This window comes from Lacinutrix sp. WUR7 (assembly GCF_016864015.1).
Lineage (GTDB): Bacteria > Bacteroidota > Bacteroidia > Flavobacteriales > Flavobacteriaceae > Oceanihabitans.
In genome coordinates, this window is the sequence record NZ_CP045067.1 from 1,547,335 (window position 1) to 1,567,118 (window position 19,784).

Annotated in this window: 17 protein-coding genes and 1 tRNA gene; 5 read left to right on the forward strand and 13 right to left on the reverse strand. The window is 32.4% G+C overall.

The features are described from left to right. Positions 1-3: 3 nt before the first annotated feature. The 7 genes from FG167_RS06865 to FG167_RS06895 all read right to left on the reverse strand — a co-directional run bounded on the left by FG167_RS06865 (position 4) and on the right by FG167_RS06895 (position 9,700). The gene (locus FG167_RS06865) at positions 4-339 is read right to left on the reverse strand and encodes a DUF4286 family protein (RefSeq protein ID WP_203460683.1); all 336 of its coding nucleotides are present in this window, start codon (positions 337-339) and stop codon (positions 4-6) included. Between the two features lie 3 nt (positions 340-342). Then, positions 343-855 carry a GNAT family N-acetyltransferase gene (locus FG167_RS06870; protein WP_203460684.1) on the reverse strand — a complete coding sequence of 171 codons (513 nt, stop codon included), beginning with the start codon at positions 853-855 and terminating at the stop codon, positions 343-345. Between the two features lie 101 nt (positions 856-956). After that, positions 957-2,726, reverse strand: a complete 1,770-nt coding sequence (locus tag FG167_RS06875) for a tetratricopeptide repeat protein (RefSeq protein ID WP_203460685.1) — start codon at positions 2,724-2,726, stop codon at positions 957-959. 407 nt (positions 2,727-3,133) lie between these two features. Further along, entirely contained in the window at positions 3,134-4,405 is a 1,272-nt protein-coding gene (gene serS / locus FG167_RS06880) for a serine--tRNA ligase (protein ID WP_203460686.1), read from the reverse strand. Between the two features lie 88 nt (positions 4,406-4,493). After that, positions 4,494-5,810: an HTTM domain-containing protein gene (locus FG167_RS06885; protein WP_203461072.1), complete on the reverse strand. Its 1,317-nt coding sequence runs from the start codon at positions 5,808-5,810 to the stop codon at positions 4,494-4,496. Then, positions 5,800-6,738, reverse strand: coding sequence for a bifunctional riboflavin kinase/FAD synthetase (locus FG167_RS06890; protein ID WP_203460687.1), 939 nt, complete (start codon positions 6,736-6,738; stop codon positions 5,800-5,802). The genes FG167_RS06885 and FG167_RS06890 overlap by 11 nt, the downstream gene beginning before the upstream one ends. Positions 6,739-6,820: 82 nt before the next feature. Continuing rightward, on the reverse strand, positions 6,821-9,700 hold the full coding sequence (locus FG167_RS06895) for a T9SS type A sorting domain-containing protein (RefSeq protein ID WP_203460688.1): 2,880 nt from the start codon (positions 9,698-9,700) through the stop codon (positions 6,821-6,823). A gap of 252 nt (positions 9,701-9,952) precedes the next feature. Here FG167_RS06895 and FG167_RS06900 point away from each other — a divergent pair, with 252 nt between their 5' ends. Next, positions 9,953-12,697 (forward strand): T9SS type A sorting domain-containing protein, encoded by a 2,745-nt coding sequence (locus FG167_RS06900; protein WP_203460689.1) that lies wholly within the window; start codon positions 9,953-9,955, stop codon positions 12,695-12,697. Positions 12,698-12,746: 49 nt separating this feature from the next. Here FG167_RS06900 and pth read toward each other — a convergent pair whose 3' ends face one another. The 3 genes from pth to FG167_RS06915 form a co-directional block, all read right to left on the reverse strand. Next, on the reverse strand, positions 12,747-13,382 hold the full coding sequence (pth, locus tag FG167_RS06905) for an aminoacyl-tRNA hydrolase (protein WP_203460690.1): 636 nt from the start codon (positions 13,380-13,382) through the stop codon (positions 12,747-12,749). Positions 13,383-13,467: 85 nt separating this feature from the next. Then, on the reverse strand, positions 13,468-14,088 hold the full coding sequence (locus FG167_RS06910) for a 50S ribosomal protein L25/general stress protein Ctc (RefSeq protein WP_203460691.1): 621 nt from the start codon (positions 14,086-14,088) through the stop codon (positions 13,468-13,470). Between the two features lie 26 nt (positions 14,089-14,114). Next, a complete protein-coding gene (locus tag FG167_RS06915) occupies positions 14,115-15,056 on the reverse strand; it encodes a ribose-phosphate pyrophosphokinase (protein ID WP_203460692.1) in 942 nt (313 codons plus the stop codon). A gap of 144 nt (positions 15,057-15,200) precedes the next feature. Here FG167_RS06915 and FG167_RS06920 point away from each other — a divergent pair. The 4 genes from FG167_RS06920 to FG167_RS06935 all read left to right on the forward strand — a co-directional run bounded on the left by FG167_RS06920 (position 15,201) and on the right by FG167_RS06935 (position 18,090). Next, positions 15,201-15,280 (forward strand) — tRNA-Leu (locus tag FG167_RS06920). Between the two features lie 73 nt (positions 15,281-15,353). After that, positions 15,354-15,944 carry a HupE/UreJ family protein gene (locus tag FG167_RS06925; protein ID WP_203460693.1) on the forward strand — a complete coding sequence of 197 codons (591 nt, stop codon included), beginning with the start codon at positions 15,354-15,356 and terminating at the stop codon, positions 15,942-15,944. A gap of 125 nt (positions 15,945-16,069) precedes the next feature. Then, on the forward strand, positions 16,070-16,501 hold the full coding sequence (locus FG167_RS06930; protein ID WP_203460694.1) for a dCMP deaminase family protein: 432 nt from the start codon (positions 16,070-16,072) through the stop codon (positions 16,499-16,501). Then, on the forward strand, positions 16,501-18,090 hold the full coding sequence (locus tag FG167_RS06935; RefSeq protein ID WP_203460695.1) for a S41 family peptidase: 1,590 nt from the start codon (positions 16,501-16,503) through the stop codon (positions 18,088-18,090). Before FG167_RS06930 ends, FG167_RS06935 begins: the two co-directional genes overlap by 1 nt. A 201-nt stretch (positions 18,091-18,291) precedes the next feature. On the opposite strand, the gene FG167_RS06940 is transcribed toward FG167_RS06935, so the two are convergent. From FG167_RS06940 to FG167_RS06950, 3 genes are read right to left on the reverse strand one after another with little or no spacing between them, the layout of a single operon-like run. Beyond that, the gene (locus FG167_RS06940) at positions 18,292-18,894 is read right to left on the reverse strand and encodes an FAD-dependent oxidoreductase (RefSeq protein WP_203460696.1); all 603 of its coding nucleotides are present in this window, start codon (positions 18,892-18,894) and stop codon (positions 18,292-18,294) included. Continuing rightward, entirely contained in the window at positions 18,894-19,097 is a 204-nt protein-coding gene (locus FG167_RS06945) for a hypothetical protein (protein ID WP_203460697.1), read from the reverse strand. The genes FG167_RS06940 and FG167_RS06945 overlap by 1 nt, the downstream gene beginning before the upstream one ends. 9 nt (positions 19,098-19,106) lie before the next feature. Continuing rightward, positions 19,107-19,691 carry a MarC family protein gene (locus tag FG167_RS06950; protein WP_055443881.1) on the reverse strand — a complete coding sequence of 195 codons (585 nt, stop codon included), beginning with the start codon at positions 19,689-19,691 and terminating at the stop codon, positions 19,107-19,109. Positions 19,692-19,784: the final 93 nt, after the last annotated feature.

The window sequence follows — 19,784 nt, forward strand, 5'->3', positions numbered from 1 at the left end:
AGACTATTTAAAAGTAACATGGTATTCGTTTACAATTTGAAGTTCTGTTCTAAAGGATAGTATTTTGTTTGCAAACTTTTTAGTTACTTCTGCTCTTAGTCGATCTGCGTCTTCTTTATAGTATGCGTCTAAAGCTTCTCTAGAATAACTGGTGTATTGAATAGAGTAGGTGTGTCCTTCTATTTTGTCTTCTACAAGTACTTTGGTTAGTGTGGCTTTTTCAAATTTACCAGTTCCTAATACTTGTGGAATATGTTCTTTTATCCAGATTAGCCATTCGTCATGAATTTCTTCTTCAAAATTGACTGTAACGTTATATATGTATTTTTCTTGTTGCATGTGTTAATTTAAAGTTTTTGCAAATAACAGAAGTTCTTTATCATCTTCAAAGGGTTTTACTCTTTTTTGATAAGATAGCCCTAATTTTTCTATTAGTTTAATGGATGCTGTGTTTGTTGGTAATGTTATTGCTATTACTTTTTTAAGTTTAAAGGATTCTTTGGCTAATTTTAAAACGGCAAGAGAAGATTCGTGACCATACCCTTTTCCTTCGTTTTCTGGTAGCATAGCAAAGCCAATCTCGACATCTTCTAAAGTGTCCCTTTTAATAAGTCCGCAAGTACCAATTGGTTTGTTATCTTTTTCTTTTAGCCTAAGTACATAAAAGCCAAAACCGTGGGTGCTATAGCTTTTTAGATGACTTTGGGTAATACGATTTTGAGCATCTTCTATAGATTTAACATTTCTGTCGCCAATATATTTAAGCCAATGTGGTGTGTTTACCAGTTCTAAAAAAAAGGGCGCGTCTTCTAGTGTGAATTTAGATAAGGTTAGTCGTTCTGTTTCTGCTACCATGATTCTTGGTTTTTAAATAAGATTTCTCGACAAGCCCGCCTGCCGAATAGGAAGGCTCGAAATGACATATGTTTCAGTCATCAGTCATCAGTCATCAGTCATCAATTTATAGCATCACCACGAAGCATTCTATAATTTTTTCTAGCTTCAATAAAGTAAATACTGTCTTGATAGTTAAAGATAATTTCTTCGTACAGTTCTTTTGCTTTTTCTGGTTGCGCTAAATGATCGTTATATAATTTTGCGAGATAGAAAAGCGCATCGTCTGCAAGAATTTCTTCTTTATAATCTTTTATTATTTGTTGGTAGTTGTCGGCAGCTTTTTGATATTGTTTTTTACTTTCAAAAAGTTGTGCTTGTTTGTATAAGGCTTGATCTATTATGGTTTCGGTTTTATGCGCTTCCATAATTTTGTCTAGTATGCTAATTGCTTCTTGTGTTCTATTTTGAAAAGCTAACAAATCTGCTTTAGCATATAGTTTTAAAGCGGCTTGTGTAGAGTCTTCGTATTTGTTATCTGAAATTAGCAATTTTAAATCTAAAGCATCATTTGCTATAAGTTGTGATGTGGAAGATTTTAATATTTTTAATTGGGATTCTGCCCATTTAAAATCGCCTTTATAATAACTTGTTTTAGCAACTTTAAAACGTGCTTCTTGTGAAATGGTACTGTTTTTTAGGCTACGCTGAATTTGTGTATAATAGATTAAAGCCTCGTTGAATTTTTCTTGAAATACTAAAATATCTGCTAGTTCTAGTTTTACTTTAGAAGCTTGATATGTGGTTAATCTTAGTTTTAAGCTTTCTTTTAAAAAGGTGGTTGCTTGTTCTGTGTCTTTTAAATTAAAAGCTAAAAAATGTGCATAAGCGACTTGTAAATCTATAGTACCAGGATGTTTGCCATAGGTTTCTAACAAGGTGGTGTATTTTTTGTTTAAATCTGCATAGTCTTTTGGTGCTGCATTTTTAGTTTCAATTTGTAAAATGTTGTTTTCTGCTTTTAGTGTAATTTCAGGGTCTTGAGCAATTTTTACAATGTATTCAAAAATTTCTATTGCAATAGCATCTTGGTTTTCGTTGGCTGCAATGGTAGCTACATTCTCTATTCGATTTAGGCTTTCGGGATTTCTTTTAAAAATGGCTTTTTCTTGTGTAAATGCTTTGTAATATTCCTTTTGCTGAAGGAACAACCAGCTTAATAAGTTATTAAAAAGTAAGTCTGGAGTTTCTTGAATCTTTTTTAATAAGATTTTTTTTAGGATAATATTGTTCGGATTGTTTTTGTCTTCGCTTATAAACTCACTAAAAGCACGTTTTATGGTGTTTACATAGTTTTCGTTAGACTGAATAAAATTCACATAACTATAAAACATTTTTTCTACGTTGCCTTGCTCCCCATAAATTCGTGCCAATTGCACATTAAAATTATATTCTGGCTTAAGTAGCATTGCTTTTTTGTAGGTAATAATTGCTTGATCTAAAAGGGAGTGTTCTTCAAAAGCACGAGCAACATAATAGGCTGCGCTAACATCTATATCTACACTTTCAATAGCTTTGTTGTAATATGTATTTGCGTTTTCTATATCGTTTTTTAATTGATAATTATACCCAAGCTCTACTAATAAAGCGGGGTTTTTTAGTATAGAATTCTCTAATAATTCTTGTGCTTCCTCTAATTGCTCCAGTTGTTGGTGCGTTTTTACTAATTGTATTAGGAAAACGTAATGTGCTGGATTTTTTTCGTGTATTTTTTTATAAAGGATTTGTGCTTTTTCAAACGCTCCGTTTTTAAAGTATTCTTTAGCCAAAATCTCGTCTTGAGAAAACGCATGGAAACTAAAAAGGAAACAAATTATATATAAAAATTTCATAAGGTTATAGCAAGTACTTTGGGTAAATATAAGAAATGTAACTAGTAGATATTGTAAATAATAGGTTAAAAAAATGCCTGAAATGTTATTTCAGGCATTAACCAATCTAAATAATTGTGCTATTAATCGATGTCAATTTAACATGATTCAAATACTTGATCGGGGCATTATTATATAGTTCTTATTATTCCTTTATATTTTTTACAAATGCATTAAACAGTAAAAAGAAGAGAAGTAGGAGCTTTTCGTTTTAAAAAGTGTTTAAGTACTTGGTTTATAAAATTCAGTTTTTTTTTTCAATTTACCATACGTAAAAGCATAAATTCGTTAAACAACGCAATATTTTAACCTTTTATCGATAAAATTGAGAGAATTTACTACATCTTGTGCGTTTTTACAACACGGTTTTAGTTGATTATTTTAAACCCTGTGTAAGGAACTAATGCTTCTGGAATAACAATTCCGTCTTCGGTTTGGTAATTTTCAAGAATTCCAGCCAATACTCTTGGTAATGCTAAAGAGCTTCCGTTAAGCGTATGTGCAAGTTCATTTTTACCTTCACTATTCTTAAAACGTAATTTTAAACGGTTTGCTTGGTAGTTTTCAAAGTTAGATACACTAGAGATTTCTAACCATCTATCTTGTGCTGTAGAAAACACTTCAAAATCATAAGTCATAGCAGAAGGAAAACCAGTATCTCCACCACAAAGTCTTAATATTCTATATGGAAGATTAAGTTCTCTTAAGATGCCTTGTACGTGCTCTATCATGCCGTTAAATGCATTATAAGAGTTGTCTGGATGTTCTACACGAATAATTTCTACTTTGTCAAATTGGTGTAGTCTATTTAATCCTCTTACGTGTGCACCATAGCTTCCTGCTTCTCTTCTGAAACAAGGCGTATAACCAGTAATACCGATTGGTAATTCACTTTCGTTTAAAATAACATCTCTAAAAATGTTTGTTCCAGGAACTTCAGCAGTAGGAATTAAGTATAAATCATCGCGAGAATCATGATACATTTGTCCTTCTTTGTCTGGTAATTGTCCAGTACCATAACAAGACGCTTCGTTTACTAAAAGAGGTAATTGGTATTCGGTATAACCAGCGTCAGTATTTTTATCTAAGAAATAGGCGATTAAAGCACGTTGTAATCTTGCTCCTTTACCTTTATAAACAGGAAATCCAGCACCAGTAATTTTGTTACCAAGCTCGAAATCGATTATGTCATATTTTTTAGCAAGTTCCCAATGCGGTAAAGCGCCATCATGTAAAGTTGGAATCTCTCCTTCTTTAAGAATTTCTTCGTTGTCTTCTTCTGAATTTCCTTTTGGTACCGACTCATGTGGTACATTCGGAATTTTGTATAACAAGTTAGTTAAAGCTTCTGTTTTAGCGTTTAAATTCTCGCTTAATGCTTTTGAAGCTTCTTTTAATTCTGAAGTTTTCGCTTTTAAACCATTTGCTTTTTCGGCTTGACCAGATTTATATAAAGCACCAATTTCTTTAGAGATCGCGTTGGATTCTGCAAGCGTATTATCTAATTCTGTTTGAATTTGTTTACGTTCTTCATCAAAAGTAATTACTTCTTCAATTATTTGTGTAGCATCAAAATTTCTTTTTGCTAAACGAGTAATTACTAAGTCTTTGTTTTCTCTAATAAATGGTACTTGTAACATGTTTTGTTTTTTATGTTCTGAAATGTATTCCGTAAGGGAAACACAAAAATAAGAAATAGTTTAGATTGCGCGTTATGTTTATTTGGTATTAATCTAGTTTTGAAGGTAAAATCCACTCGCTGTGTTTAAAAGCACTCCACGGAATGGAAGCGATGTCTACTTCAGAATTTATATACTTCTCATAAGGTCTTCTGTTAACACTGATATTACAGCTTATAAAAACACTAATATCTTTCCCTTTTTTAGCATATTCTTTTTTTAATCTTTGGGCAAATTGCCACATAACGTCTGGATGTGTGCTTATTAAGCGTTTTTGCTTTTTGCTTAAATAATCATCTAGTTTAACAAATATGATTTGCTTTACTTTTTTGTCTTTGACTTTAAAGGATATGTGTGCTGTTTTAGATCTAAGCATCATGCGCCATGACATTTTATGCCCTTCTTCTGTCCAAAGCACATTGTCTTTTATAAAATGATGGCGTATTGGCAATGCAATTTGAATTATAAAATAAATAGCAAATAGGGCTACTAACGGTTTTTTAAATTTTGGTTCTATTATTTCTGCATCGTTATAAAATTCTTTTTTCTTAAAAAAGATATTTTTAATAGTTCTAGGGCTAAAAAAGAATAAGCTAAATCCTAAAGCTAAGTATGGGAAAATACCAACTTGAAATACAATAGAATTAAATAGGTGGAAAAATATAGAGCCAAAAAAAGCAATTTTTCGAGTAGGCTTGAAAAGTAAAAACGGAACGACTAATCCATCATATAAAATACCACCATAAGCAAGAAAATAATGCAACCATTCTTGTTGTAAAAAGTCACCAATAATGAGGTAATGTTTTTTGCTTAACATAAACAGTTTCATAACCGTAGTGTCTAGCCAATCTGGATATATTTTTGCAAGAGAACCATAAGTGTATACAATAAACATTTGTAAAATAAAAACCCAGCTACACCATTGAGGCATGGAGTTGCTTTTTATTTTTGGGTTTAATTTGGCGTCTACAGAATAGTATTTATTTGCTGGTAGAAATGCCATAATAGCACTTAATAATATCAATAAATAATAATGATTGTTATAGGAAGCTTTTTGCATTAGGTATGTGGTTGTCCACATTAATGTAAACATAATGGTACTAAATCTGTATTTATAACCAATCATGATTAAGAAACCAAAAACACCCATTATTAGATAATAGAAGTACATGCCATTTCCGGGTAGTGGTTGTAACCACTCGAACCCAATAAATGTAAAGGTGAATTTAGGCTCTACAAAAACCCTAGTTACCCAACCAGTAAAAATGGCGCCTACAGACTCTAATAAGCATAGTAATCCAAAAATAATTCTAAAAACTATTAACGGACTATTATCTATATGTTTAAATAAAAACTTATTCAATATTGTTTTGTGTTATATATTGTTTTGCAATTAATTGGTCTTGCTCTATTTGTTTTTTTAATGCTTCGAGAGACTCAAATTTTTGTTCGTCTCTAATTCTGTTTAAAATTTCTACGGTTAAAATTTCGTCGTAAATATTTTCATTAAAACTAAAGAAATGTACTTCAATAGTTTGTTTTGTATTATCACTAATGGTTGGGTTGTTACCAATATTCATCATACCAAATAGAGTTTGGCTTTTGTATTTAGAACGAACCACATAAACGCCTTGCTTTGGTATTAGTTTATAATCTTCGGTGATATGTATATTAGCTGTTGGAAAGTTAATGGTTTTTCCTAAACCTTTGCCTTTGGTTACTTTTCCGTTTAGCATAAAATTATAACCTAAATAAGTATTTGCGATTTTTATATCTCCTTCCGTTAAGGCTGTTCTAATTTTTGTAGAACTTACGGATACATCATTTATATCTTGCGCAGAAATTTCTTCCACTTCAAAATTATACGTTTCGCCAAATCTTTTTAAATCATTAATATTGGCAGATCTATTTCTGCCAAAGTGATGATCATATCCAATAATTATTTTTTTAATATTAAGTTGTTTTACTAAAATTTCTACCACAAATTCTTCAGCAGATAGTCTTGAGAATTCTTTGGTAAATGTTTTTATGCATAAATAATCAATACCTAGTTGGTCTAATATATGCGATCTTTCTTCAATGGTATTAATAAGCTTAATGTTTGCATCTTTTTGTAATACCATTCTAGGGTGTGGAAAAAAGGTTAACACAACCGATTTCAAATTTTCTTGTTTAGCAGTATTCACTAAGCGCTCAATTATTTTTTGATGGCCAATATGTACGCCGTCAAAAGTGCCAATGGTAACAATGGTTTTATGCGCATTTAGATTTTGAAAAGATTGAATTACTTCCAATTGTATTTATGTTTTAGGCAAAAATAAAAAAAGAGGATTGATATAGTATCAATCCTCTTTCAATAATTAGCGTATTACTGTATTATTTTTTTACAAAAGGTAAAGAAACGGTGTTTCCTTCTTTAGATATTTTAATAAAGTACATACCATTACTTAATGCTGAAGTATTTATAGATAAATCAGAATTATTAGAAATAGTTTTATTACTCATAACTTGACCAAGCATGTTATAAATTACATACGTATCTGGTAAATTATTATCACTTGTCTTAATGTTTAATGCACTACTTGAAGGGTTAGGGTATATTGAAACACCTGTATCTAGAGTTAGTGCGTTAGTAGTAGATAATGCAGTTTGTACACCAAACACATAAGTACCTTCTAATCCTGTTGTAAAGCTTGCTGTTAATTCAAGATCTGCACCAAATGCTGTTACAGTTACTGGAACCACTTCATTTGTTCCTTCTTTTTTAACATATAAGCTGGTTCTAGAATTACCAGTTTCAGATTCCCAACCTGCTAATTCTGCTTCTGTAAAGTAAAAGCTTAAAGTAGAAGCATCAGCAGTATTTTGTATAGTTGTTGTGATATCAAATGTTTTAGCACTAACAAAACTAGAAGGGTCTGTATTTGCACTATACATAGTGGAAGCTGCACCAACTGTTGCTACATCTCTTGAAACATTAACATTTGTACATTCATAAGCAAAACCTCCAAAGTTATCTATGGATAACATTAAGTTTTTGGAAGTAGCATCAAAAGCAAAAGCTTCACCAGGACCAGTTATGTTTAATTGGTCTGCAGTAGCAGTGTTTATTGTTTCTTGAATAACAGTTGTAACATCTGCTGTAACAGAAATATCATCTAGCATAAATGTAAAAGCATCTGAAGATTCTACATATATTGTTATGTAAATGTCTTCTCCTTGATAAGCAGATAAGTCATAGGTGTACTCTGTCCAATCTATAGGAGCTTCTGCATAAGAAGCTGTAAAATAGGTAAAGCTAGCAGGATTTGTATCTGTTGTAGAAACACCTACTTTAAAACGTTCTAAACCATATTGATCTGTTAATGATTTGGCCCATAATTTTAACTCTCCATTTGCTCCAAAATTTTGCATTTGAGGAGTGAAAATATAATCGTCATTAAGAGCAGTACCATTAGGGTTATTAGTAGCATCAAAACAATAGTAACCTTTAGATCCAGTGTGCGGATCCCAAATAGTTCCTGCTAAAGAAGGAGTTGTTTGACTAGGGTTAAATACCATAAATGTTCCAGTATATCCGGTGTTTGTCCATGTTGCTGAATTTGATCCGAATGTTGAATTTCCATCCACATCTAACATCGTCCAATCTCCAATAGGAGCAAAGTCAAAATCGGTATAACTTTCAAAGCCATCTTCAAAGATTACTGCAGAACCAGAAGCTGATGCGGCAGTATCATCATTAATTATGGTAATAGATTTTGTTGAAGCGGTAGCTTCAGCATCTCCAGTTGTAGAAAGATTTATAGAAAGTTCTAAGGTCTCATCCGTTTCTACAAAACTATCTTGGTGTATTCTTAAAGTGATAGAGTTACTTGCTGTAGTAGCTCCTGAAGCAAAAGTTACAGAATTATTAAGTAATTCGAAATCTTCATTTTCTGTAGCTGTTCCAGATGCTATTAATGATACTGTTGAATTAGCAGAACCACCATCAGTAAGCGCAAAGCTAATTGTGTAGTCTATATAATCACAGTCACTTCCTTCGTCTAAATCTCCTGAAGGTGATGATTCAAAATAAATAGTTGGTGATGTAGAACAAGCAGTAGATGAATTTAACTCCATTCTACGTGGAGAGTTAGTCATTACTGTTTGTATTCTATCCATTTGATCTTGTGTGAATGTATCCATACAAGTATCATAAGAGTAGTCCATGTAGTTTTGATATTGATCAGCAGACCCACAACTTGTTACAGACCCACAATTATAGTTTGGCTGTTCTGCATTTGGTGTGTCATCACAATAATCATCATAACCACAACTACCAGATTCAGGTCCGTCACCCCAAATATGGCGAAGTCCTAACCAGTGTCCAACTTCATGCGTCATTGTTCTACCATATTCGTAAGAATTGTTTAGAATAAAAGTTCCATCATCTAGATCTTTTGTTCCCATTGCATTATATCCTGCAACAACACCATCGGTACTGGCAGCACCTCCAGCAGGAGCTCCGTTTAATCCAGAGTTACTAGGGAATTGTGCATAACCTAAAAGACCACTTAATCCTCCTTGGTTTAAAGGTAGACCTCCAGGACGTATTACCCACATATTTAAGTATTTTGTAGGATCCCATTGTGTTGCAGTTTTCATGGATTCAACATCTGCAGTCGTTTCCCAATCTGGTTGAGTGGTAATGTCATTTGCAACATTATTAGAATATGGTGCGATAACATGTCTTACAACACCAGTTGTAGCAGCACCATTTACATCCGTATTTGCTAAACAAAAATTAATTTCAGTATCTACAGCAGCACCGGTTGTATTAGCACCACCACGAGTACCTGTAAGTTTTCTGTAATCTTCATTCATTACAGTGATTTGAGAAATTGCTTGTGCGTCGGTTATGTTTTCTCCGGTTCCAAGTGCATCACCATCATGAATAATATGTATAACTACTGGTATATTATAAACAGTTCTATTCGTTGCTCTGTTTGCTTTTACCTGTTCCACTTTAGGAGCTAACCATGCTTCAAATTCATCAGAAGATAAACGTTCCGGGTATTTTTGCTTTAATATAGCTTCATTTTCTACAGTTAAACATCTTGCAAAACCTGTTTGGTTTATAGACTCTAAAGTAGCTGGAGTAGGTTCAAACACCTTTGAAGATGCATTTGATCCTATGCTTTTTGATTGTTCTTGAGCATATACAGTGACCTGAGATACTAACAGAAAAATAAAAAGACTAAAAGTAATTTTTTTCATTTTTATTAATTTAAAATAATTGGATTTGTAGCCCTAAAAGTAATGAATATATGTTTATACGAAGTATTGGAAGAGAATAAAGAGTAAATTTTAACACTTACTTTTGTCAGTGTTAACTCCTTATTAATGGTTTTTAATACGTAACATATTGATTGAAGTATTGTTTGTTATTCCTTAGGTGAAAAAAAATAACAGCATCCTTAATTTATTTGTATATTTAGTACAAAGTTTAACTGACTAAAAACCAATATTATGGAAAAAATTACGCATTACAAATTCGCTTGTTTTACATGGTTAGCAATTTTGTTTTCATTGAACATGTTAGCCCAAAAACCTGTAGAAAAACGTTCTTTTGAGATACGTTTAGAAAAAGATGAAGCAGTACAGACAGTCATTAAAAACAACCAGAGAGTTAATGTAGAAACAGGAGTGCCTGTTGCTCTTTATGGTTTAAATTACGAAGTTCCTCAAGGTTCGCCCGAAAGTATGGCGCTTTATTATTTAGAGCATGAATCTAAGACGCTAGGATTTTCTAAAGAGGAAATTCAGAATCTAAAACACCATGCTACAAGAACTACAGATGCAGGGTCTGTTGTTCGTTTTAGACAACATGCTGATGGGTATCCTGTAAATAAAGCAGAGGTGACCATATCTATTTCACCAGAAAACAAAGTGGTTTATGTAATGAATAGTTATCAATCTATTAAATCTTTTAATAGTACACCAAGTGTTTCTGAAGACCTAGCATATACGTTAGCATATAATTATTTAAATGTGTCAAGTGACGTTTTATTTAAAGCCAATAGATTAATGGTTTATAATAACCCTAAGATGACACGTTTGGCAAACGAAGTAACCATACTAACTAATAACCCTGCTGGAGAATGGCATGTATTTGTAGATGCACAGACAGAAGAAATATTTAAGGTTATTGATTTAAATCAATACTATTCGGATGAAAAGCATAAACATAATGCAGGTTGTTTGCATGCTTCTACTAAAATTTCAGAAGATAGAAGAAGAGTAAGTGGAACAGGTATGATTTTTAATCCAGATCCATTAACTTCAAATATGGTTGCATATGGTGGTGGTTATGTAGACAATAATGACGTGGCTTCGGCCGAATTGAATGCTGCTAGAATGAGTGTAACCTTAAATGATATAACCTTAACAGGAAGTACCTACTCTCTTGTAGGACCTAGAGCCGAAATTGTAGATTTTGATACGCCAAATACTGGGTTATTCACACAGAATTCCTCTGTATTTAATTTTACTAGAGAAGAGGATGGTTTTGAAGCTGTAAACATATATTATCATATAGATTTTTTGATGGATTATATTAATAATACATTAGGATGTGATGTTATGCCTTATCAATATACAGGAGGGGTTCAATTTGATCCTCATGGATGGAGTGGGCAAGATCAATCTTCTTTTAGTAGTGGTACAGGGCAGCTAAGATTTGGAGAAGGTTGTGTAGATGATGGTGAAGATTCTGATGTAATACATCATGAACTTGGTCATGGGTTACATGATTGGGTTACTTCTGGAGGTTTATCTCAAGTAAATGGTTTAAGTGAAGGATGTGGTGATTATGTAGCACAATCTTATAATAGAGGTGTTAATAATGCTAATGGGTATTGGACAGCAGCTGACCCTGCTTATAATTATGTTTTTAACTGGGATGGTCATAATGAATGTTGGGGAGGAAGAACTACAGCTTATGGAGCAACTTACCCTGGAGGATTAGTAGGACAAATACATACTGATGGACAAATTTGGGCTAGCTGTTTAATGACAGTATGGGATCAAATTGGGCAACAAGAAATGGATAAGATTTTTTATGAAGGTCTTGGAATGACTAATGGTGCTTCTAGTCAAGATGATGCTGCAAATGCAGTATATCAAGCTGCTATTAATTTGAGTTATACTAACACACAGCTTAATGCAATTCATTCTGGATTAACGGCTTGTGGTTATTCATTACCTGCATTACCTGGTCCACCAGTCGCTGCTATTAGCGCAGATAATGAAACTATTTGTTTAGATACAAATAACATGATAAATTTTATGGATGAAACAGTACCAAATGCAACTTCATGGGCTTGGACTTTTGAAGGTGGTTCACCTGCTACCTCTACAGAACAAAACCCAACGGTTACCTATGCAGCAGATGGTACATATGATGTTGCCTTAGTAGCAACGAATTCTTATGGCACAAATTCTATTACCATGAATGATTATATTTCAGTGGTTTCTGGAACGGCATGTCCTTCTTGTGAAACAACTAGTTCTGTTGCCAGCTTAGGGCTTGGCATTGTAGATGGGACAGGAGTTTTTACACCTGGTGCTGCTGTGACACATGTTATCACTGTGCCTGCGGCTTCAGATGTAGTTATTGGTGATGTTAAAGTGCAAGTGAATATTTCACATACCTTTATTAGGGATTTAGAAATTACTGTTATTCATCCTAATGGTACAGATTCTGTATTGCTGTATGATCAAAATTGCGTTGGTGAAAATGATTTAGATATAACTTTTTCCGATGGGGCTGACGCTATTGTTTGTGCAGAACCTACCACTGGTGTGTATAATCCAGATAATCCTTTAAGTGCTTTTTCTGGGTTAAATAGTGCAGGAGAATGGACCATATCTATTCGCGATTGGTATGTTGGCGATGTAGGAACTTTAAACAATTGGTCTATTGAAATTTGCAGTAGCCCTACAGCTTCTATTAATGAAAATAGTTTTAACACCTTTTCTTTATTCCCTAATCCGAATAAAGGAGTATTTACCATTAATTTAAACTCGTCTTCTAATAAAGATATTCATGTTGAGGTATATGATATTAGAGGTCGTTCTGTATTTAATAATTCGTATGTAAATACTACAGATTTCAATCAGGAAATTAACTTAAGTAATGTGCAATCTGGAATGTACTTAGTAAAAGTTAGTGATGGAGAGAAAGAAACTATTAAAAAGATTCTTATTGAGTAATACTAAAATAGTGTTTAATAAAAAAAGGAAGCCAATTGGCTTCCTTTTTTTATTTTCCGTTAAAGGTATTCATGGTGTTATTTATACCTGCTGTGCCAAAAGATCTTATTATTTCTGAAGCTTTATCTAATCTTTCTGGTAGTTTGCTTTCCTCTTCTTCTGTCCATTCTCCTAAGACATAATCCACTTGTCTTCCTTTGCTAAAAGCATCACTAATACCAAATCTAAACCTATTGTATTTTGTAGTGTTTAATTTGTCTTGTGTGTCTTTTAATCCGTTATGACCTCCGTCACTTCCTTTGGTTTTAATTCTAATGCTTCCAAAAGGCAAGTTTAAATCATCTGTGATAACCAATAAATTTTCTAAAGGAATTTTTTCTTTAGTTAGCCAATATAGAATTGCTTTTCCGCTTAAATTCATATACGTACTTGGCTTAAGTAGAATAAAGGTTCTTCCTTTAAATTTATAAGTAGTTAGGTCTCCTAATTTTTGGGTTTCAAAAGTAAGGCCTTCTTTTTCCGCAAAATGGTCTAATATTTTAAAGCCAATATTATGTCTGGTATGTGTGTATTTTTCACCAATATTTCCAAGACCAACAATAAGATATTTTTTCATAGGATCTATTTCTTCTGTTTTGTGTAGTACTTTCTTTTTTTTGAAAAGCGATGTTAAGAATTTACACATGGAAGGTTTTTGTTTTTTGTAAAAATAAAAAAAGCATCCTGAATAAACAGAATGCTTTTGTAATTGTGTAAATAAATAAATAAATTTATTCTTGAGTACCTTCAGCTGCAGGAGCTTCTCCTTCTGCACCTTCTTCTTCATCTTCATCATCAACAACTGCAGTTCTAGATGTCTTAATTTGACAAACTACTGTATTTGCTGAGTGTAATAAAGTGTACTTTTCTTGATTTAAATCTGCTACAGATACTTTATCTCCAATTTTTAAATTAGTAATATCTATTTCTATTAAATCTGGTAAGTTAGCAGGTAATGCTTTCACACGTAATTTACGGTTGTTTTTTCTTAAAACACCACCATTTTTAACCCCTTTAGAGTTTCCTACTAATTCTACAGGAATATTTAATGCAATTTCTTTATCATCAAATAACTGGTAGAAATCTACGTGTAAAATTCTGTCTGTTACTGGGTGAAATTGAATGTCTTGAAGTACTGCATTAAATGTTGTTCCGTTAGCAAGTTCAATAACAACTGTATGCGCATTAGGAGTGTATACAAGTTTAGAGAAAGCTAATTCTGGTGCAGAGAAATGCACTGGTTTGTCTCCTCCGTATAATACGCAAGGAACCTGACCAGCATTTCGTAAGGCTTTTGTTGCTTTTTTGCCTACGATTTCTCTTTGAGATCCGTTGATTGTAATTGATTTCATTGTTTTGTTTTTATATTAATTATTAATTACATTAAAAATTTTGAGCTAATAGATTTGTTGTGATGTACATTTTGCATCACTTCAGCAAATAAATCAGCACTACTTAATACTTTGATTTTTGAACATTCTTTTTGAAGAGGAATAGAGTCTGTTACTATTAATTCTTCTAGTTTAGATTCTTCAATTCTTTCATAAGCATTTCCAGATAAAATAGGATGGGTACAAATAGCTCTAACACTTAAAGCACCTCTTTCCATCATTAAATCTGCAGCCTTAGTTAATGTTCCGGCAGTATCTACCATATCATCTACTAATACTACGTTTTTACCAGTAACATCTCCAATAAGTTCCATGTGAGAAATTACATTTGCTTTTGCGCGTTGCTTGTAACATATTACAACATCACTACCTAACGCTTTAGAATATGCATATGCTCTTTTAGAACCTCCCATATCTGGCGAAGCAATAGTTAAATTTTCTAAATTTAATTCTTTTAGATACGGTAAAAATATAGTGGAAGCAAACAAATGATCTACAGGCTTTTCAAAGAAACCCTGTATTTGATCTGCATGCAAATCCATAGTTATTATTCTAGTTGCTCCAGCTGTTTCTAGCATTTTTGCTACTAATTTTGCAGCAATAGGAACTCTAGGTTTGTCTTTTCTGTCTTGTCTTGCCCAACCAAAATAAGGTATTACTGCTGTAATATGTCTTGCAGATGCTCTTTTAGCGGCATCCAACATTAACAACATTTCCATTAAATTTTCTGGACCAGGATTTGTAGAACCAATAATAAAAACGCGGGTTCCACGAATAGATTCTTCATAAGATGGTTGAAATTCTCCATCGCTATAAGTAGATGTAATTACATTACCTAGATGTGTACCATAGGCATCAGCAATATTTTTTGCTAAAACTTTACTTTGCATACAAGAAAAAATCTTTGCTTCAGTAATGGTGTTTGACATGATTAATCTATTATTAATTAGGCTTTTATATAGCCTGTTTTTTAATGAGGTGCAAATTTAGAGTTTTTTTTCATTCTATACAGCATTTCTATGCGATTTTTAAAGGATATATAGAAAAATAAATTAGTTTTGCAGAATACAATTGCTCAAGTGGCGGAATTGGTAGACGCGTCGGATTCAAAATCCGATTCTTCGGAGTGCGGGTTCGATTCCCGCCTTGAGTACAAACCTTAACAGAAATGTTAAGGTTTTTTATTTTAAATTGTATATTTACACGCAACCCAAATATCTAAACCTATGCTAGAAGAATTCTGGTTTAACGTACAATATGGTATTAACCATGTGTTAGACATTAACGCTTATGATCACGTACTTTTTTTAATAGTTCTTGCTGTTCCTTATATCTTTAAAGACTGGAAACGTATTTTAATGTTAGTATCTATTTTTACTCTTGGGCATACATTGTCTTTAGTATTAGCAGCCTATGGTGTGGTTTCCGTAAATGGTAAGTTGGTAGAGTTTTTAATTCCTATTACTATTTTAGTCATGGCTATTTTTAATGTATTTACAGCTGGTAAAACGGCTAAGAGTGATAAAGTTGGCGTTTTGTTTTTTTCTACACTCTTTTTTGGTTTAGTACATGGCCTTGGTTTTGCAAGAGAATTTAAACTCATGGTTGGTAAAACAGAAAACAAATTAATAACTCTTTTAGAGTTTGCATTAGGTATTGAGTTAGCGCAAATTATTATTGTTTTTGTGGTATTGTTTTTAGGTTTTTTAATGCAAACTATTTTTAGATTTTCTAAACGGGATTGGGTTATGGTAGTTTCTGCTATTGTAATTGGTTTAGTGATACCAATGATAATAAATAGTAATATACTTTTCTAGGAACCAAAGTTTGGTAAAACTTTAACTTACAAGTGTTGTAATTAAAATACGAAGCAAGTATCTTCGTTATACCTCTTGGTATGAAATGTTTATAATACAAAACTGATTTAACTGCAAAATATAATATGTCAGAAAAAAAGAAGCTTAAATATGATAAAGCGTATTTAAGAATAGCAACAGAATGGGGAAAACTATCTGCTTGCGAACGTAAACAAGTTGGAGCGTTAATAGTAAAAGACAGAATGATTATTTCTGATGGTTTTAATGGTACACCAACAGGTTTTGAAAACTATTGTGAAGATGACGAAGGATATACCAAATGGTATGTATTACATGCCGAAGCTAATGCTATTTTAAAAGTAGCATCTTCAACACAATCTTGTAAAGGTGCAACCTTATATATTACATTGTCGCCTTGTAAAGAATGTAGTAAGTTAATACACCAAGCAGGAATTGTAAGAGTAGTTTATAACCAAACATATAAAGACGATTCTGGTCTGCGTTTTTTAGAAAAAGCAGGAATAGAATTACAATTAATTGAAGCAGTAACCGCATAATGAATATCAAAAAAAAATACTTACCTCTAATTCTTGGAGTTGCAATTGCAGCTGGTATTTTTATTGGCGGAAAATTAAATTTTACAGATTCTTCAGATAAATTATTTACAGCGAACAGCAAAAAGGATAAACTCAACAGACTTATTGATTATATAGATTACGAGTATGTAGACGATGTAAATACAGATAGTATTGTAGATGTAACCGTAAACGGAATTCTAGAAAATCTAGATCCGCACTCAGTATATATTCCAAAAGAAGACATGCAACGCGTTAGCGAAAGCATGAAAGGAGATTTTGTTGGTATTGGTGTTAGCTTTTATCCTTATAAAGATTCTATTGCAGTAATAAGAGCTGTAAAAGGAGGTCCGAGTGAGAAAATTGGTATTCAAGGAGGAGATAGAATTCTTTTTGCGAATGATGATACGCTATTTGGAAATAACTTTTCTAATAAAGAAATTGTTGTTAAGTTAAAGGGAAAAATAGATACGGAAGTAAATTTAAAAATCTACAGAAAAGGGGAAGAGGAATTACTTGATTTTAAAGTTACCAGAGATCACGTGCCAATTACTAGTGTGGATGCGTCCTATATGCTAACAAATACTTTAGGTTATGTGAAAATAAATCGTTTTGCAGAATCTACTTTTAAAGAATTTAAAACGGAATTAAATAAACTTAAAAAGCTTGGTGCAACACAAATAGCTTTAGATTTAAGAAGCAATCCTGGTGGGTTTTTAAATATTGCCGAACAGATTGTAGATGAGTTTTTAGAAGATGATACTCTTATTCTATTTACCAAAAACAAAAGAGGAACCATAGAAAAAAGCTTTGCAACCAAAAAAGGAGACTTCGAAAAAGCAGATGTTTTTGTGCTTATAGACGAAAATTCTGCATCCGCAAGTGAGATCGTTGCAGGAGCTTTACAAGACAATGATAAAGGAACCATTGTTGGTAGACGTTCTTATGGAAAAGGTTTGGTGCAACGCGAAATGCAACTTGGAGATGGAAGTGCTGTGCGATTAACTGTTTCCCGTTATTATACACCAACAGGAAGATCGATACAGCGTTCTTATAAAAATGGAAACAAAGATTATTACGATGAGTATTTTTCGCGTTTAGATAGTGGCGAATTACTAGACTCTGATAAAATAGAAGTTGCCGACTCTCTAAAATTTACAACTCCAAAAGGTAAAGTAGTGTATGGTGGAGGCGGAATTATTCCAGATGTATTTGTGCCTTTAGATTTAAGTATGCAAAATGAAACCTTTAACTATCTGCAACAAACAGGGTTTTTAAATTATTTTGTTTTCGAGCAATTAGATAAGCAAAGAGAAGCTTATGATAATTTAACACGAGAAGATTTTGTAAAGGATTTTATAATCACAGACGATGTTGTACAGGATTTTCAGGAGTTTTTAAGAGATCGTTTAAAGAGAAATCTTACTTTTTTAACCTTTAAAGAAGAAATTAAACTGCTTATTAAAGCGGCTTTAGGAGAACAATTGTTTGGTGAAGGTACCTATCAAGAAGTAATCAATCAGCAGGATATTATGATTGAAGAGGTAGTTAAGTTAAGTGAAGCTCACTAACTATACTTTATCATTAACTTTGGTATGCCGATAGCGCGGATTTGCAATCCGCGAATCCTATAGTCTACAAAACATAAGGGAACAATGGCAGAATATTTTAAGAAAGCCTGTAGATATTTACAACGAGAATTCGATTAGATTCATAACAGTCACGGATTACAAATCCGTGCTAACCGGTTTAAGTTAAGTGAAGCTCACTAACTACACTTTATCATGAACTTTGGTATGCACGCCATTATTCCACAGGGTTAAAATATCTGTCGCTACTTGCGCACCACTTCCAGAAGCTATTGCGAATTGACTTCTCCAGCCAGCTAAAGTTCCTGCAACATATAAACCTTCTTCTATTTTATGGTCTGTGTTTTTTAACCAAATTCTATCTTTTTCTTTTACAGCTCTAGGATGCGGTTCTATATAGTTTTCTAAACCTTTTATTGCTATTAAATTGGTGTATCCAACAGCAATTACTGCATATTTGGTTTGGTAGGTTTCTTTGTTTGTAATAACAGTAAATCCGGATTTGGTTTTAATTATTTCACAAACCTTCTCATTTTCTATTTGTACAATATGAGGATATTGTGTGGCAAGTTGCTTTTTACCTTCTTCTAAAATAGTTGCTCCAGTAGTTCCTGGTGGTAAACCTAATACATTATTAAATAAAGCATTTTGTAAATGCGATGCTTTTTGGTGCATGATAATACCAATACGTTTGTTTTTAGCAAAGTCCTTGTTTTGGGCAGAACCTAAAACCAATGCGCAAGACATTCCTGCTGCTCCACCACCAATAATAAGAGCATCAAACATTATTTACTATTTTTAAGTTGTTTGTTTACTTTTTTAGAAAGTCTTAAAACTTGTAATAAAGCTATACCACATAAAGAAGTAAAAATAGTAATTAGTGCAACTACGCTTTTTCCTTCAAAAAGATTATTAAAATCTACTTGTGTGACATTAAAAATTATCAAAATAGCAGCTATAACGGTAAATACGATGGTAAATATTTTCATGTGTTTTATTTATATAAAAAGTGCTTTAATGTTGTGTGCAAATAACTTTACTGCAATGGCTAAGAGGATTACACCAAAAACTTTTCGGATAATACTAATACCATTTTGACCAATAAGCTTTTCTATTTTTGCAGATGTCTTTAAAACAATAAAGATAATTAAAACGTTAAGCAAAACTGCAATTATTATATTTTCTATTCTAAATTCTGCACGTAAAGAAAGTAAGGTAGTTAAGCTTCCTGGTCCTGCAATTAATGGAAATGCTAGCGGGAATACCGAAGCGGTTATTGCGCTACTGCCTTCGTCATCTTTATATAAGGTGATTCCTAATATCATTTCTAATGCAATAAAAAACAAAATAAAAGAACCTGCAACGGCAAAACTATTTACATCAATACCAATTAGAGAAAGTAAACTTTGTCCTAAAAACAAAAAAACAATCATAATAATACCAGCAATAATAGAAGCTTTTTCACTTTGTATATGACCTACTTTTTTTCGTAAGTCGATAATAATAGGGATATTTCCTATAATATCGATTACAGCAAATAGTATCATAAAAGCGGTAAGTATTTCTTTAAAATTAAGTTGCATGATTTTTAACTTTTAATTTTCGGTGCAAATGTCGTTATAATAAAAGGATTCCTAACATTAAATAATCGTAAATTTTATGTGCAAAAATTGTTA

Coding starts and splice junctions, on each gene's coding strand:
- FG167_RS06865 (WP_203460683.1), bottom strand. CDS start 339: ATGCAACAAGAAAAATACATATATAACGTTACAGTCAATTTTGAAGAA.
- FG167_RS06870 (WP_203460684.1), bottom strand. CDS start 855: ATGGTAGCAGAAACAGAACGACTAACCTTATCTAAATTCACACTAGAA.
- FG167_RS06875 (WP_203460685.1), bottom strand. CDS start 2,726: ATGAAATTTTTATATATAATTTGTTTCCTTTTTAGTTTCCATGCGTTT.
- serS (WP_203460686.1), bottom strand. CDS start 4,405: ATGTTACAAGTACCATTTATTAGAGAAAACAAAGACTTAGTAATTACT.
- FG167_RS06895 (WP_203460688.1), bottom strand. CDS start 9,700: ATGAAAAAAATTACTTTTAGTCTTTTTATTTTTCTGTTAGTATCTCAG.
- FG167_RS06900 (WP_203460689.1), top strand. CDS start 9,953: ATGGAAAAAATTACGCATTACAAATTCGCTTGTTTTACATGGTTAGCA.
- pth (WP_203460690.1), bottom strand. CDS start 13,382: ATGTGTAAATTCTTAACATCGCTTTTCAAAAAAAAGAAAGTACTACAC.
- FG167_RS06910 (WP_203460691.1), bottom strand. CDS start 14,088: ATGAAATCAATTACAATCAACGGATCTCAAAGAGAAATCGTAGGCAAA.
- FG167_RS06915 (WP_203460692.1), bottom strand. CDS start 15,056: ATGTCAAACACCATTACTGAAGCAAAGATTTTTTCTTGTATGCAAAGT.
- FG167_RS06925 (WP_203460693.1), top strand. CDS start 15,354: ATGCTAGAAGAATTCTGGTTTAACGTACAATATGGTATTAACCATGTG.
- FG167_RS06930 (WP_203460694.1), top strand. CDS start 16,070: ATGTCAGAAAAAAAGAAGCTTAAATATGATAAAGCGTATTTAAGAATA.
- FG167_RS06935 (WP_203460695.1), top strand. CDS start 16,501: ATGAATATCAAAAAAAAATACTTACCTCTAATTCTTGGAGTTGCAATT.
- FG167_RS06940 (WP_203460696.1), bottom strand. CDS start 18,894: ATGTTTGATGCTCTTATTATTGGTGGTGGAGCAGCAGGAATGTCTTGC.
- FG167_RS06945 (WP_203460697.1), bottom strand. CDS start 19,097: ATGAAAATATTTACCATCGTATTTACCGTTATAGCTGCTATTTTGATA.
- FG167_RS06950 (WP_055443881.1), bottom strand. CDS start 19,691: ATGCAACTTAATTTTAAAGAAATACTTACCGCTTTTATGATACTATTT.